Annotated in this window: 12 protein-coding genes; all 12 read left to right on the forward strand. The window is 68.1% G+C overall.

Annotation, left to right across the window (positions count from 1 at the left end; genetic code table 11):
* Positions 1-20: 20 nt before the first annotated feature.
* Genes ACSFA7_RS17415 through ACSFA7_RS17470 form a run of 12 tightly spaced genes read left to right on the forward strand, consistent with a single transcriptional unit; the run spans position 21 to position 13,794 of the window.
* A complete protein-coding gene (locus ACSFA7_RS17415) occupies positions 21-1,931 on the forward strand; it encodes a pilus assembly protein TadG-related protein (protein ID WP_435500536.1) in 1,911 nt (636 codons plus the stop codon).
* A gap of 16 nt (positions 1,932-1,947) precedes the next feature.
* Positions 1,948-2,937 carry a hypothetical protein gene (locus ACSFA7_RS17420; RefSeq protein WP_435500537.1) on the forward strand — a complete coding sequence of 330 codons (990 nt, stop codon included), beginning with the start codon at positions 1,948-1,950 and terminating at the stop codon, positions 2,935-2,937.
* Entirely contained in the window at positions 2,937-3,659 is a 723-nt protein-coding gene (locus tag ACSFA7_RS17425; protein WP_435500538.1) for a hypothetical protein, read from the forward strand. The genes ACSFA7_RS17420 and ACSFA7_RS17425 overlap by 1 nt, the downstream gene beginning before the upstream one ends.
* A gap of 11 nt (positions 3,660-3,670) precedes the next feature.
* On the forward strand, positions 3,671-3,874 hold the full coding sequence (locus tag ACSFA7_RS17430) for a hypothetical protein (protein WP_435500539.1): 204 nt from the start codon (positions 3,671-3,673) through the stop codon (positions 3,872-3,874).
* Positions 3,875-3,880: 6 nt separating this feature from the next.
* Positions 3,881-4,840: a Flp pilus assembly protein CpaB gene (gene cpaB / locus ACSFA7_RS17435; protein ID WP_435500540.1), complete on the forward strand. Its 960-nt coding sequence runs from the start codon at positions 3,881-3,883 to the stop codon at positions 4,838-4,840.
* A gap of 54 nt (positions 4,841-4,894) precedes the next feature.
* Positions 4,895-6,493, forward strand: a complete 1,599-nt coding sequence (locus ACSFA7_RS17440) for a type II and III secretion system protein family protein (protein ID WP_435500541.1) — start codon at positions 4,895-4,897, stop codon at positions 6,491-6,493.
* A 12-nt stretch (positions 6,494-6,505) separates the two neighbouring features.
* On the forward strand, positions 6,506-8,149 hold the full coding sequence (locus ACSFA7_RS17445; RefSeq protein WP_435500542.1) for a TadA family conjugal transfer-associated ATPase: 1,644 nt from the start codon (positions 6,506-6,508) through the stop codon (positions 8,147-8,149).
* Positions 8,146-9,003, forward strand: coding sequence for a type II secretion system F family protein (locus tag ACSFA7_RS17450; RefSeq protein ID WP_093436872.1), 858 nt, complete (start codon positions 8,146-8,148; stop codon positions 9,001-9,003). The genes ACSFA7_RS17445 and ACSFA7_RS17450 overlap by 4 nt, the downstream gene beginning before the upstream one ends.
* 13 nt (positions 9,004-9,016) lie before the next feature.
* Positions 9,017-9,907, forward strand: coding sequence for a type II secretion system F family protein (locus ACSFA7_RS17455; RefSeq protein WP_435500543.1), 891 nt, complete (start codon positions 9,017-9,019; stop codon positions 9,905-9,907).
* Positions 9,908-9,915: 8 nt separating this feature from the next.
* Positions 9,916-10,257: a DUF192 domain-containing protein gene (locus tag ACSFA7_RS17460; protein WP_042577057.1), complete on the forward strand. Its 342-nt coding sequence runs from the start codon at positions 9,916-9,918 to the stop codon at positions 10,255-10,257.
* Between the two features lie 22 nt (positions 10,258-10,279).
* The gene (locus ACSFA7_RS17465) at positions 10,280-11,488 is read left to right on the forward strand and encodes a TadE/TadG family type IV pilus assembly protein (RefSeq protein WP_435500544.1); all 1,209 of its coding nucleotides are present in this window, start codon (positions 10,280-10,282) and stop codon (positions 11,486-11,488) included.
* Positions 11,488-13,794 carry a spermidine synthase gene (locus ACSFA7_RS17470; RefSeq protein ID WP_435500545.1) on the forward strand — a complete coding sequence of 769 codons (2,307 nt, stop codon included), beginning with the start codon at positions 11,488-11,490 and terminating at the stop codon, positions 13,792-13,794. Before ACSFA7_RS17465 ends, ACSFA7_RS17470 begins: the two co-directional genes overlap by 1 nt.
* The last annotated feature ends 11 nt before the right edge of the window (positions 13,795-13,805 follow it).

Below are 13,805 nucleotides of genomic sequence, written 5' to 3' on the forward strand. Positions count from 1 at the left end.
GGCCTGACCGACATCGCGCGATGCCTCCAGCCGCCGCCTCGCTCCCACTGGCCAGTGCCGGCGCACCTGCGCGCCGGCGCCAGTCGGGCCAGGCGATCGTGTACCTGGTGGCGATGCTGCCGATCATCTTCCTGAGCGTGCTGGTGGTCTACAACACCGCCATCACGGCGCGCGAGAAGATGAAGCTGCAGAACACGGCCGACGCGGCCACCTACAGCGCCAACGTGCTCACGGCACGCACCCTCAACTACCTGGCCTACACCAACCGCGCGATGGCCGCCAACGAGGCGAGTGTCGCGACGCTGGCGAGCGTGCAGACCTCGATGGCCATGCTCATCACGAGCGCGGCCAACATCCAGGAGGGCCTGGTGGTCGCGGAGGCCATGAAGGGCATACGCAACCTGGAGCGCAGCCGCATCCCGGTCGTGGGCCCGCTCTTCTTGCTGCAATGGGCGCTCATCAACGTGCCTCGCGCACACCGCCTGCAGCGCACGGCCGACCGCATTGCCGGCTTCGTCGAGCCTTCGGCCAAGCCGCTGCAGATCGGGGCCGACATCCTTCGCGCGTTCAACCAGGGCATCTCGGCCAGCCAGGCCGTGATGCTGTTGGGCACGACGGCGCAGTTGCCGCAGCTGGTGAAGGATGTCGTCAACTCGAACGACCCCGACGCCTCGGTCCCGCCGGCCGAGACCGCGATCTTCGTCATCAAGTTCGTGGCCGACGTGGGGACCTATCTCAAGAGCTACCACCAGTCGGGCAGCCTCGGGTTCGACGACGAAGAGTTCAACGAGGTGCTGCGCTTCGCGCACGCCGCCCAGGCCACGCGCGACGACTGGACCAAGAACCGCCGCTTCCTGCCCAACGTGCTCGGCTGGGTCGCCTCGGGCATGTCCGGTGCCCTGCAGGGCATGATTTCCAGCAGCCCGAACTCGCCACCGGGCTTCGGCGGCATCACCGGCGACATGATGGGCGGACTCCTCGAGTGGAAGGGCGGCACCGAACTGGTCGCGACCGAAGGCATCGTGGGCGACGAGACCGGGCGCATCCGCTGGCAGTCGGCCGATTCGATCGAGATCAAGCTGCCCATCGGGGTGCTCTACACCGACCTCATCGGCGGTTGGGACGACATCGTGCGCGGCCGCTTCGGGCTTGGCGCCGGCGCGGCGGCTGCGGGCGGGCCCAACTACATGAAGAGCTGGGAAGGCCAGCGCCTCACGCTGCGCAGCTACGCCCGCGAAGGGCGCACCTACGGCGGCCTGAACGGCGAGGTCGGCGACACCGCGTTCATGGAGCGCGAATCCTTCGAGAGGGCCGCCCGCGACCGCAACGGCGAGCTCCTGCTGGCCCCGATGGCGGTGCTGGTGTTCAACGCCAAGCTGCACTACAGCCCGCGCACCGACATCGGCACCGTCACCAAGAGCTGGGCGATGCCGCGCTTCACCGAGATCAAGGACCACCCGCCGATGATTGCCAACGAGTCGGACAACTGGCTCGCGGAAAACGGTTTCAAGGGCGCCAACCCGCTCAAGTGGGGCAAGAACACCGACAAGGGCCCGGCCTTCACGCTCGTGGTGCAAAAGGGCGGCGACAAGCTGCGCACGGGCGAGGTCGCCGGCTTCGGCAACTCCGCGGCCGACGGCAAGGCGGGCCTGCGCGACAACTTCCAGGGCCGCGAGATCAAGGCGCTGTCGACCTCGCAGGTCTACTTCCGCCGGCCGCAGGACCGCTGGGCGCGCCGCGACAACGCGGTGGCCGATCCTTCGACGATCGGCAAGTACAACGTGGGCTTCGCTGGCGGCTACATCGAGCACCGCAGCCTGTTCAGCCCTTACTGGCACGTGCACAACGTGGAGCCCTCGCTGTGGGCGCGTGCCATCGCCATGGGCGGCGCGGCCGTCGGCGGCTCGGCCGACGAAGACAACGGCAACTGATGAAGGAAGCCCGCGCATGACCCGCTCGCATCGACGCCCATCCGGACACCTGGCGCGCGCGAGCGCCGCCGTCGCCGGCCACGCGATGGTCGAGACGCTGCTCATCGTGAGCTTCGCCGCCCTCACGCTGGCTGCGATCCCGGCCATTGCCGAGTACGGCACCAAGCGCATGCAGACCGTGGCCGCCGCCAAGCTGGTGGCCTGGCAGCGCACCGTGTGGATGCCGGAGAACCAGGGCATCTCCGACACCGAAGCCAAGGGCGCGTCGGGTGCGATCAAGAAGACCGATGCGGAGGTCACGCGCGACCTGCGCCGCCACATCTTTCGCAACCGCTCGGCGCCCGGCATCTCCATCCACGCCGCCGACATCGCCGAGTTCGAGCCGATGCTGCCGGCCATCGACCAGCGCACCACGGCGGTCACCGCATCGAGCACGGCCGCGCCCTTGCCGTCGCTGCTCAACGCGAGCGACGTGGTGTTCGACGGCATCCGCGTGGCACAGGCGGCGCTCGGGGCCAACGCGATCACAGGGCCGCTGGGCAAGTTCCAGATCGTGAGCAGCGGGTACCTGCGCCACGAGGTGAAGGTGAGCCAGACCTACACCAAGTTCAAGGACGTTCCCGCGCTGGACATGAGCGAGCAGGTCACCATGCTCACCGAAGCCTGGAACGCCGGCGGCACGAACCGTGAGGAAACCAAGATCCAGGGCCTGGTGCCGATGAAGCTGCTGGACGGCGCCTTCTACCAGCAGCTGCGTGGCGGCATGCACCAGACGGCCTACCAGATCAAGCAGGTCTTTCCGGCCTTCGACATGAACAACCTCACCATGGGTTTCACGCCGGGCGATGCGCTCGAGAAGACGCCGCTGGACCGCTTCGAGCGCATCCCGCCCGGAGCGACCGGCGAGACCGGCGGCGACGGCGAGGCGAACGGCGGCAGCGTCAAGGACCATTTCCGCTACTACCGCGCCTTCCCGCCGACCCCCGTGGTCAACACGCTGCCCTGATGAGCCTGCCCGCGCCGTTCCTGCGATGGATGCTCGCCGCCGCATGGCTTTGCCTGTGCGGTGCGACTGCCGCGGCGCCGCCGCAGCGCGACTGGCCCGCGATCCCGTCGCCCGAGGGCGCCAAGACCTTCTGGATCGCCGAGTACATCGAGCAGAACACCATCCCCATGCAGATCCGCGGCATCGAGTCCACCGATTCGATGGAGGTCGTCTCGCGCTTCTACGAAAAGTGGCTGGCCGACAAGACCGGCTACGGCGTGAGCACCCTCGGCCCCATGCGCGTGCTCGGCGCGCGGTTCGGCCTGTACCAAGTCACGGTGCAGCTGCGCGCGGTTCCCTCGGGCACGGCGGGCCGGCTGGTGGCGGCGGTGGTCTACGACGAGGTCAAGAGCGAGCAGGCGCTGCGCGAGCGCGCCGAGCGCATCGGCAAGGGCTTTCCGCGCCCGGCCGGCTCGCAGGTGGTCTCGGACACGCTCTCCTTCGACGAGGGCCAGCGCAACCGCACCATCGTCGTCACCAACAACGTGAGCGTGGAGACCAACGCGCTCTACCTGCGCGAACAGATGATCCGCCTGGGCTGGACGCTGATACAGGACCGCACCCTGGAAGGCGGCACGCGCTCGTCGCTGGTGTTCCGCCGCAACAGCGAGGAGATGACCGTAGCCATCTCCAGGCGCGACGACGGCTACTTCATCGTCGCCAGCCAGACCTCTCCGGAATGAGAGCGACCGCCATGCGCCCACGCAGCCATCGTTCTTCTTCCCGCCGCGCCCAGCGCGGCCAGGTCATCACCGAATACGTGATCGTCGCTGGCATCCTGGCCGTGATGCTGTTCGCCACCTTCCCGGGCGCCGACCGCTCGGTGGTGGCGCTGCTCATCAAGGCCTTCCGCGATGCCTGGTCGACCTACTCGTACACCCTTTCCTATCCTTTGTAGCCAGGCATGAAATCATCTCCGGGACTCCTCAAGTTCAAGCAAAGCGTCAAACGGCTGTCCCCCCTGATCGGTGCCCTGATGCTGGGCTTGCTGGCCGCGGGCCTGGGCTGGTACTACCTTCGGGCCAGCGAGCGCGAAATCGCCGCCAGCCTCGAGAAGGACGCCGACAGCCAGCGCCGTGACGTGGTGGTGGCCAACCGCGCGCTGGGCGACGGCACCACCGTGCTGCCCACCATGGTGGCCAAGCGCTCGGTGCCCAACGAGTACGTGCACAACGACGCGATCACGCCCGAGACCTTCTCGCAGTTCGCGGGCCGCCAGCTCTCGGTGCCGGTGGCCGCCGGCAAGCCGCTGCTCGCGTCGTTCTTCTCGGCGCCGCGCAAGGTGTTCGCGCAGGAGATCGAGCAGGGCGTGCGCGCCATCACCATTCCGGTGGACGAGATCAGCTCCATCTCGGGCATGCTGCGCGCCGGCGACCGCATCGACTTCATGTACATGGTCGAGAAGTCCGCGGCCAACGATCCCTCGGTGGTGATCCCGCTCCTGCAGGACGTGGAGGTGCGCGCCACCGGCCAGATCACCTCGGAGCAGTTCGCCGCGATGAGGAAGCGCTCCGACGTGTCGGCCGACACCGACCCCTATGCGCAGCAGCGCTACTCCACCGTGACCGTGGCTATCCAGCCGCAGGATGCGCAGAAGCTCATCCTGGCGCAGCGCCTCGGAAAGATCATCGCCACGCTGCGCAACCCCGAGGACCGGGCCACCATGACCAGCGGCGTCGACGCGGTCGACCTGGACGCCATCGTGGCCGGCTTCCGGCCGCAGCGCGGGCATTCGATGGCCGTGGCCAGCGGGCCCTCGGGCCCCAGCGTCGAATACATCGTCGGCGGCACCGGCGGCCGTGGTGCTCCTCCCCCGCCCGGCCTGGGTGCCGCGCTGCCGACCGGCGCCGCATTGCCGCGCTGAAGACCCGCCGCCCCGCGCGGGCGTGCCCGATTTACTGATCTCCAGAAAAGTTCGATGAACCTCAAGCGATGCACCCTGGCAGCGACGGCGCTGTGTCTTGTTTTCCAGGCCGAGGCGCAGGGTCCGTACCCCGGCATGCCGACGGCATCGCCCGTGCCTCTGGGCACGGTGGCGCCTGCGCCGTCGTTCTCGGCGCCGGGCGCGCCGGCGGCGGCCCGTGCCGAAAGTTCGCCGGGCATCCGCCCGCCCGCGCCGCCGCCCACGCAGGCCTCCATCACCGAGGCCGAGCTGCAGCGCATTGCCGCGCGCGCCACCGTGCTGCAGCGGCTGCCCGATCTGCTCACGCTCTATGTCGGGCAGATGGCGCTGGTCAAGATGCCGGGCGTGTCGCGCGTGGCCATCGGCAACGGCAAGGTGATGGAGGCCCGCGTACTGGACGGCGCCAACATGCTCATCACCGCGCAGGACGCGGGCGACAGCACGCTGCATGTCTGGGACAAGAACGGCACCGTGCGCAAGCTCAAGGTGCGCGTGAACGTGGTGGACCTGGAGCGCATCGCCGACGAGCTGCGGGAGATCACGCACGGCATCTCGGGCGTGAACATCCGCCGCATCGGCGAACGCATCATCATGGATGGCAACAGCCTCGACCCGGCCGCGGTGGAGCGCCTGAACACCGTGGCGCAGCTCTATGCACCCGCGGTGGTGTCGCTGGCCACGGCCGACCGCATCCGCGTGGACCGCATGGTCGACATCCAGGTGCGCATCGTCGAGTTCAGCAAGACCGCGCTCGACGACCTGGGCGTGCGCTGGCAGAGCTCGGGCGACGGCTTCAACTTCGGCCTGTTCTCGGACATCGCCTCCAGCGGCAGCTACCGCATCCTGCCCGACGGCTCGGCCTTCAACACCTCCACGGCGCAGGGCACGGCGCTGCTCTCGCAGAACCGGCGCATGCCCGAGGCCTACTTCGGCATCGGCCTGAGCCTCACCTCGCGCATCAACCTCCTGGTTCAGCGCGGCAACGCCTTCCTGCTCGCCTCGCCCAACCTCTCCACGCGCAGCGGCGGCGAGGCCAAGTTCCTGGCCGGCGGCGAGATCCCGCTGCCCGCGCTCAGCACGCAGGGCGCGGGCTCGGTGGAGTTCAAGCCCTATGGCGTGCGCCTCAACATCAAGCCCATCGCCGATGGCGAGGGCAATGTGTCGGGCAGCATCCTCACCGAGGTGAGCAGCATCGACCGCAGCGTGGCGGTGCAGGGCATCCCGGGCCTCTTGATCCGGCGCACCGACACCGAGTTCAACGTGAAGGCCGGCGAGACCATCGTGCTGTCGGGCTTGTTGAGCCGCGAATCCACGCGCTCCAGCGATGGCGTGCCGGGCCTGCGCAAGACGCCGATCATCGGGCGCGCCTTCCGTGCCGACAACGACACCGACAAGGAACAGGAAGTGGTGGTGTTCATCACGCCGCGCGTGGTCGGCCCGGCGGACAGCCGGCAGCGCATCGAGCGCTCGCGCCAGCTCGAGCAGGACGTGGGCAGCAACTTCGGCCGGCTGACCGAGGACAAGTCGGACCCGGACGGCACGCGCCCGCCGGCCGCCGCCGCAGACATCGGCGGCATTCCGGCTGGCACGCCCGGCCAGCCCGTCGCTCCCTGAGACACAGCCACCATGCACAAGGTCTTCGTCAATTCCCCGCAGCAGGTCGTGCGCGAGGTCCCGATCGACGTCACTGAACTCCAGGTCGGCAAGGATGCGGGAAACCACATCGTGCTGTCGGGCTGGAACGTCGCCAAGCTGCACGCGCAGTTCGTGCTGCACGACGAGGAGGTGTTCGTGCAGGACCTGGGCAGCCTCTTCGGCACCTGGGTCGACGGCAACCGCGTGACGCGCTTCGGCCCGATGAAGGGCGGCGAGGAAATCATCATCGGCGGCCACACGCTGGTGGTGTCGCTGGACACGGCGCTCCAGCCCGCGGGCGTCGATCCGCAGGAGGCGGCCGAGGCGGCGCAGTACGCCGAGGCGGCACTCGCCATCGAGGACCCGCTCCTGCAATGGCGCCGTTCGCTGCACCGCACGCTGTTGCAGCAGCTGGACAACCGCCGCATCGACACCGCGCAGATGAAGGACGAGGAGCTGCGCTCCAACATTCGCGCGCTGATCGCCGAGATCATCCGCGACACGCGCGACATGCCGCCCGAACTCGACCGCGCATTGCTGAGCCAGCAACTGCTGGACGAAGCCATCGGCCTCGGCCCGCTCGAGGTGCTGCTCAAGGACGAGAGCGTGACCGAAGTGATGGTCAACCGCTTCGACGAGATCTGGATCGAGCGCGCGGGGCGGCTGGAGCGCACCAACGTCGCCTTCACCAGCAACATCGCGGTGCTCGGCGCCATCGAGCGCATCGTGACGCCGCTGGGCCGGCGCATCGACGAGAGCTCGCCGATGGTGGACGCGCGCCTGAAGGACGGCTCGCGCGTGAACGCGATCATTCCGCCGCTCGCGCTGCGCGGGCCGAGCGTCACGATCCGGAAGTTCCCGAAGAACCGCATGGGCCACGAGGGGATGATCCGCACCGGCTCCATCACCGCGCAGATGGTGGACTTCATGCGCATCGCGGTGGAGGAGAAGCTCAACATCATCGTCTCGGGCGGTACGGGCACCGGCAAGACGACGCTCTTGAACATGGTGTCGAACTTCATTCCGCCCAACGAGCGCATCGTGACCATCGAGGATGCGGCCGAGCTCTCGCTGGGCCAGCCCAACCTGGTGTCGCTCGAATCGCGGCCGGCCAACATCGAAGGCAAGGGCGCCATCGCGATTCGCGACCTGGTGCGCAACTCGCTGCGGATGCGGCCGGACCGCATCGTGGTGGGCGAGTGCCGCGGCGGCGAGGCGCTCGACATGCTGCAGGCCATGAACACCGGCCACGACGGTTCGCTCACCACGCTGCACAGCAACTCGCCGCGCGATGCGATGTCGCGGCTCGAAGTGCTGGTGACCATGGCGGGCATGAACATTCCGGTGGCGGCGATCCGCGAGCAGATCGCCTCGGCGGTCGACTTGATCGTGCAGCTCACGCGCTTTCCGTGCGGCAGCCGCAAGGTCACGCAGATCACCGAGATCACGGGCTTTGCCGACGGCACGATCCAGATGCAGGACGTGTACGCCTTCCGAAAGACCGGCGTGGACGAGACGTTCAAGACCGTCGGCCACTTCGCCGCCGCGGGCACCGTGCCCGAGTTCTTCACGCGCCTGCAGGAGCACGGCCTGAAGCTCGATCTCGAATACCTCTTCGGGGAGACCGTGCCATGAAGGGAATGATCCTCCTGGCCTCCGTGCTCTGCGGCATGGGCTTCATCACGCTGTGCGGCTATCTGCTGCTGCAGCGCTCGCCGGAGCTGGTCGGCAAGATGATGAGCAAGCTGCAGGCAAGCGGCCGCCGCACGCTGAATCTTTCCGAATTCCAGGCGCAGCACGCGGTGGCGTTCGCCTCGGGCCACGCCTTTCTGGTGGCACTGTGCGGCGCGATCGGCTGGCTCATCTCGGGCAACCTGATCGGCGGCGTGGTGGCGGCGGTGGTGCTGTACCTCTTGCCCGCGCGCTGGTTCGCATGGCAGCGCAAGAAGCGCCGCCAGCAGATCGAATCGGAGCTGCCCGATGCGCTGCTCTTCATTGCCAGCGCGCTGCGCGCCGGCAGCGCGCTCTCGGTCGCCATCCAGGTGCTGGTGCGCGACCAGGTGGGGCCGTTGGGCCAGGAGTTCGGCCTGGTGCTCAAGGAGCAGCGCCTGGGCGTGAGCTTCGACGATGCCATCCAGAAGATGTCGCAGCGCCTGGGCATTCCCGACTTCGTGCTGGTGGTGGTGGCGCTGCGCGTTTCCAAGGAAGTGGGCGGCAATCTGTCGGAGCCGCTGCAGGTGCTGGCCGAGACGCTGCGCCGGAAGGCGATTCTCGAAGGGCGCATCAAAGCGCTCACCGCGCAGGGGCGCATCCAGGGGCTGGTGATGACGCTCTTTCCGCTGCTCTTGATGGGCGTGCTCTACCTGATGCAGCCGACGATGGGCCTCTTGTTCTCCACGACGATCGGCTGGGTCGTGCTGACCGTGATCGCCATCATGCTGATGCTGGGCTACGCGATGATCCGCAAGATCGTGGCGATCGACATCTGAGGACACCGCCGCCATGCGCTCGCTGATCCTCCTGGCCATCATCTTCCTGTGCGCGACCACGGGCGTGATCCTGCTGCTCTACATGATCTCGCTGATCCGCAAGGCCCGGCCTTCGGAGCGCACGCACATGGACCCGCTGCCGCGCATGCTGCGGCTGGTGTGGCCGGTGGTGAACATCCTGCAGTTCCATGTGTCGGAGATCGCGCCGACCTCGATGCTGGTCAAGCGCAAGCGCCAACTGCAACTCGCGGGGCTGGAGTTCGTGCTCAAGGCCGAGGAGTTCATCGCGGTGCAGGTGGTGTCGATGATCGTGGTGGCCGCGCTCGGCCTGTGGACCGCGGGCCTGCTCGATGCGATGGCCGCCACCAAGATCTGGGTCACGCTGGCGTCCTGCGTGACGGGGTGGCTCTACCCGGTGATGTGGATGCGCGACCGCCGCAAGCGCCGCGAGAAGGACATCCTGCGCACGCTGCCCGGCTACCTGGACATGATCACGCTGTGCTGCCAGGCGGGCCTGAGCCTCACCGGTGCGATCGCGCAGGCGGTGCAGAAGGGCCCGGGCGGCGCGCTCGGCCAGGAGTTCGACCGGATGATGCGCGAGATGCGCACCGGCGCGAGCCGCATGGACGCGCTCAACGCGCTGGCCGACCGCCTCGACAACAAGCACATCAAGAGCCTGGTCTCGAACCTCACGCAGGCCGAGTCGCTGGGCGCGAGCCTGGCCGACACGCTCTCGGCCATTTCAGACCAGCGCCGCACCGAGCGCTTCCAGATGGCCGAGAAGCTCGCGATGGAAGCGCCCGTGAAGATGATCGGGCCGCTGGTGATCTTCATCTTCCCGGTGACCTTCATCATCATCTTCTTCCCGCTGGTGATGCAGTTCCTCGAAACCCAGAACCACTGACACCATCGATGCGCATCGTCTCCCTCCGCTCCCCCCAGGCCCAGCCCTTCGGTCCCGTGCGTGTGGCCGAGCGCGGCTGGGACCGCACGCGCGGGCTGCTCGGGCGGCCGCGGCTGGCCGCGAGCGAGGGCCTTTTGATCATGCGCTGCAGCTCGGTGCACACGGTGGGCATGCGCTATCCGATCGATGTCGTCTTTCTCGACCGGCACGGCGGCATCGCGCGCGTGGTCGAGAGCCTGCGCCCGATGCGCATGGCCATGTGCCTGGGCGCGGCCAATGTGCTCGAGCTGGCCGCGGGCCAGGCGCGGCGGCTCGCGCTGCGTCCGGGTCTCAAGTTGTCGGGCTGGTAACCACACACAGAGGAGAACAGCAATGCATTCCACTCTTCGGCAGAACCAGAAGCGCAGCCTTGCATGGCCACGGCGTGGCCAGCGCGGCGTCTCCATGACCGAGACGATGATCGCGCTGCCGGTGCTGATCCTGTTCGTGATGTGCGTGGTGCAGTTCGGCCTGATCTACCGCGCGCGCCTCACGCTGGAATACGCCGCGCACGAAGCGGCACGCGCGGGCTCGCTCAACAACGGCATGCCGCTGCCCTTCATCTTCCGCATCGGCAACTCGACCACGCCGGGGCTGAGCACGCTCAACAGCGCCGCGCTCGAGCTCACCACCAATGCGCTCACGCGTGGCAGCGTCTGGCAGGGGCTGGTCAAGGGCATGATGCCGCTCAACGTGCGGGAGGCCAGCGTGGGCGGCATGTTCAAGGGCTGGATCGACACCAACACCGACCTGATCGAGTCGGCCTGCATCGAGTACCTGAACCCCACGCAGACCACCTTCATCGACTGGGCGTTCATCGAGAACTTCGGCGAGAACCGCTGGATCATGCAGATCCCCAACGACACCATGCGTTATCGGAAGCCCCTGCCGTACGACTTCAAGGCCAAGGCCATGAGCACCACCGTGGGCATCGGCGATCCGCTGCCGCCCGACGCGGAACTGCGCGGCAACGTGTCGAACAAGACGCTGGGCGAATCCAGCGTGCTGCACCTGCGCGTGCACTACGGCTACCGCCTCGGGATCCCGGTGGCCAACAAGATCATCCTCACCGCGCTCAAGGGCTACCAGTTCGTGGGCGAGGCGTGGTTCAAGCTGATGTCGGTGGACGGCGCCACCGCGCCGGGCACCGATTTCCGGCTCAACCAGCTCGATGCGTACTACATCGCCAACGGCAAGATCCCGCTGGCCGCCGACGGCGTGGCGGGCATGGAGTCGCCGATGTACTGGCACCCGTTCTATTCGTTCGGGCCTCGAAGCGACCGCAGCATCGACCTGCAGTGGGATCCGGCATGGAGCAACAATACGGGCATCAACGTGCTCGAGAAGCCGCAGGACGCCATGACCAACATCTTCGCCTTCGTCCGCAACAACAGCACCGAGTGGGCCTCGCAGCTGCTGGCGCGCGGCGTCGATGCGGCGGCCGACAAGGTGGGCGACGGCAATAACTTCTGCCCGGCCATCTGGGACGCGTCGGTCAAGGGCCAGCTCGACAAGGTGCCGAACCCGGGCAAGGCGCCCTGATGCGCGAGGTGGCGGACGCATCGCATGCCGTGCGCGGCGGGAGCGCAGCACGCGCTGCGCGTGACGCGAGCGCCGGCGCGCTGGCGCTCTCTGCATCGACCATCTTCGTCTCGGCCTTCCTGCTGTTTCTGGTGCAGCCGCTGATCGCGCGGCAGATCCTGCCGTGGTTCGGCGGCTCGGCGGCGGTGTGGACGCTGTGCCTGGTCTTCTTCCAGGTGGTGCTGCTCGTCGGGTATTTCTATGCCGACTGGCTCTCGCGCCGGCCGCTGCGCATGCAGGCCATCGTGCATGCGCTCCTCTTGCTCGCGGCCTGCGCGATGCTGCCGGTGATTCCCGATGCGGCATGGAAGCCGACCGGGCAGGGCGATCCCTCGGCGGGCGTGCTCGCGGTGCTGGCGGCCACCATCGGGTTGCCGTACCTCGCGGTGTGCACCACCGGGCCGCTGGTGCAGAGCTGGGTCGCGCGGCTGCATGCGGGCGATGCGCCGCGGCAGGCAAAGGTCTACCGGCTGTTCGCGCTGTCGAACCTCGCGGCGCTGGCTGCCCTTGTGGTGTATCCCTTCGTGCTGGAGCCGGTGTTCGCGCTGCGTGCGCAGGCCGTGGCGTGGTCGGTGGGCTTCGGGGTGTTCGCGGTGCTGGCGATCGTGTCGGTGGTGGCCGTGGGGAAAGCGCGACCGGTGCGAGCCCGCGACGAGGCGGCTGCAACCACTGCGGCGCCGGCAACGCCACTGTCGTGGTCCGACCAACTGCTGTGGCTGGTGCTGGCCGCGCTCGGCACGGTCGCGCTGCTGGCGGTGTCGGCCTTCATCACGCAGGACATCGCCTCGGTGCCGATGCTGTGGATCGTGCCGCTCGCGCTGTACCTGCTGAGCTTCGTGCTGTGCTTCGACAGCGACTTCTGGTACCGGCGCTGGCTCTTCTGGCCGGCGGTGCTGGTGCTCCCGCCGGTGATGGGCTGGTACCTGAACACGCCGCAGCGTTCGCTGCCGATCGCCGCGGCCATCGGGCTCTACTGCGCCGGCCTCTTCGCGATCTGCATGTTCGCGAACGGCGAACTCGCACGCGCGCGGCCCGGGCCCGAGCGCCTCACGCGCTTCTACCTGCTGCTGGCATTGGGCGGCGCGGTGGGCGGCATCTTCGCGGGCGTGGTCGCGCCGCACTTCTTCAACGGCTACTGGGAGCTTCCGATGAGCCTGGCGGTGCCGGGGCTGATCGTGCTGTGGCTCACGCGCGGGCGCCAGCAATGGGTGTGGGCGGTGTTCGCGTTCGCCGTCGTGGTGGGCTTCGCGGCGTTCCTGCGGCTGGATGCGGTGGCCGTGTCGCTCAATGTGCTGTATGCGACGGTGAGCGCGCTGGCGCTCTTCGCGGTGGGCTACACCGCGTGGCGCGCACGCTCATGGCCGGCGGCTGCGGGGCTGGCCGGTGCGCTGGCTTCAGTGGCCGTGGTCTGGCTTTCGGTGTACAGCGTGCTCGAAGCCGACAACCGCACGATGCTGCGCGTGCGCAACTTCTACGGCGCGCTGCGCGTGGAGCAGTTCGGCATTCCGGGCGCGCTGACCGCGTCGCGCCGCTTGATGCACGGTGTGATCTCGCACGGCGAGCAACTGCAGGGCGCGGTGCAGCGTCGCCTGCCGAGCACCTACTACGGGCCGAAATCGGGCGCCGGGCTCGCCTTGCTCACGAACCGCGCCGAGACGCAGCGCGTGGGCGTGATCGGCCTGGGCGTGGGCACGCTCGCGGCCTACGGGCGCGCCGGCGACACGGTGCGCTTCTACGAGATCAATCCGCGCGTCACGGCGGCGGCGCGCTCGCATTTCACCTACCTCGCGGATTCGCCCGCGACGGTCGAAGTCGCGCAAGGCGATGCGCGGCTGCTGATGCAGCAGGAGCTCGATGCGCACGGTTCGCAGCGTTTCGACGTGATCGTGGTCGACGCCTTCTCGGGCGATGCGATTCCGATGCACCTGATGACGCGCGAGGCACTGGCGCTCTACGGCAAGCACCTGCTGCCCACGGGCGTGATCGCCTTCCACATCAGCAACCGGCACCTGCTGCTGGCGCCGGTGGTCAAGCGCCTGGCCGAGGATGCAGGCATGCAGGCGTTGCGTGTGCATTTCGAGCCTGTGCCCAACAATCTCACGCTTGAACACTCATCGGAATACGTGCTGCTCACGCGCGACCAGCGCTTCCTGCAGGACCCGGTGATCCGGGAGCGCGGCGAAGCTATCGACGCCGCGGGCGTGACGACGTGGACCGACGACCACAGCAACTTGCTTGGCGCGCTGCGGTGGACGGTCAAGCCCTGAGCTGAAAGAAG

The sequence above is a fragment of the Variovorax trehalosi genome (assembly GCF_051216415.1).
In the GTDB taxonomy this organism is placed as follows: Bacteria; Pseudomonadota; Gammaproteobacteria; order Burkholderiales; family Burkholderiaceae_C; genus Variovorax.

Bases quoted from the DNA above. Each gene is read 5' to 3' on its own strand.
- ACSFA7_RS17415 (WP_435500536.1), top strand. From the start codon at position 21: ATGCCTCCAGCCGCCGCCTCGCTCCCACTGGCCAGTGCCGGCGCACCT.
- ACSFA7_RS17420 (WP_435500537.1), top strand. From the start codon at position 1,948: ATGACCCGCTCGCATCGACGCCCATCCGGACACCTGGCGCGCGCGAGC.
- ACSFA7_RS17425 (WP_435500538.1), top strand. From the start codon at position 2,937: ATGAGCCTGCCCGCGCCGTTCCTGCGATGGATGCTCGCCGCCGCATGG.
- ACSFA7_RS17430 (WP_435500539.1), top strand. From the start codon at position 3,671: ATGCGCCCACGCAGCCATCGTTCTTCTTCCCGCCGCGCCCAGCGCGGC.
- cpaB (WP_435500540.1), top strand. From the start codon at position 3,881: ATGAAATCATCTCCGGGACTCCTCAAGTTCAAGCAAAGCGTCAAACGG.
- ACSFA7_RS17440 (WP_435500541.1), top strand. From the start codon at position 4,895: ATGAACCTCAAGCGATGCACCCTGGCAGCGACGGCGCTGTGTCTTGTT.
- ACSFA7_RS17445 (WP_435500542.1), top strand. From the start codon at position 6,506: ATGCACAAGGTCTTCGTCAATTCCCCGCAGCAGGTCGTGCGCGAGGTC.
- ACSFA7_RS17450 (WP_093436872.1), top strand. From the start codon at position 8,146: ATGAAGGGAATGATCCTCCTGGCCTCCGTGCTCTGCGGCATGGGCTTC.
- ACSFA7_RS17455 (WP_435500543.1), top strand. From the start codon at position 9,017: ATGCGCTCGCTGATCCTCCTGGCCATCATCTTCCTGTGCGCGACCACG.
- ACSFA7_RS17460 (WP_042577057.1), top strand. From the start codon at position 9,916: ATGCGCATCGTCTCCCTCCGCTCCCCCCAGGCCCAGCCCTTCGGTCCC.
- ACSFA7_RS17465 (WP_435500544.1), top strand. From the start codon at position 10,280: ATGCATTCCACTCTTCGGCAGAACCAGAAGCGCAGCCTTGCATGGCCA.
- ACSFA7_RS17470 (WP_435500545.1), top strand. From the start codon at position 11,488: ATGCGCGAGGTGGCGGACGCATCGCATGCCGTGCGCGGCGGGAGCGCA.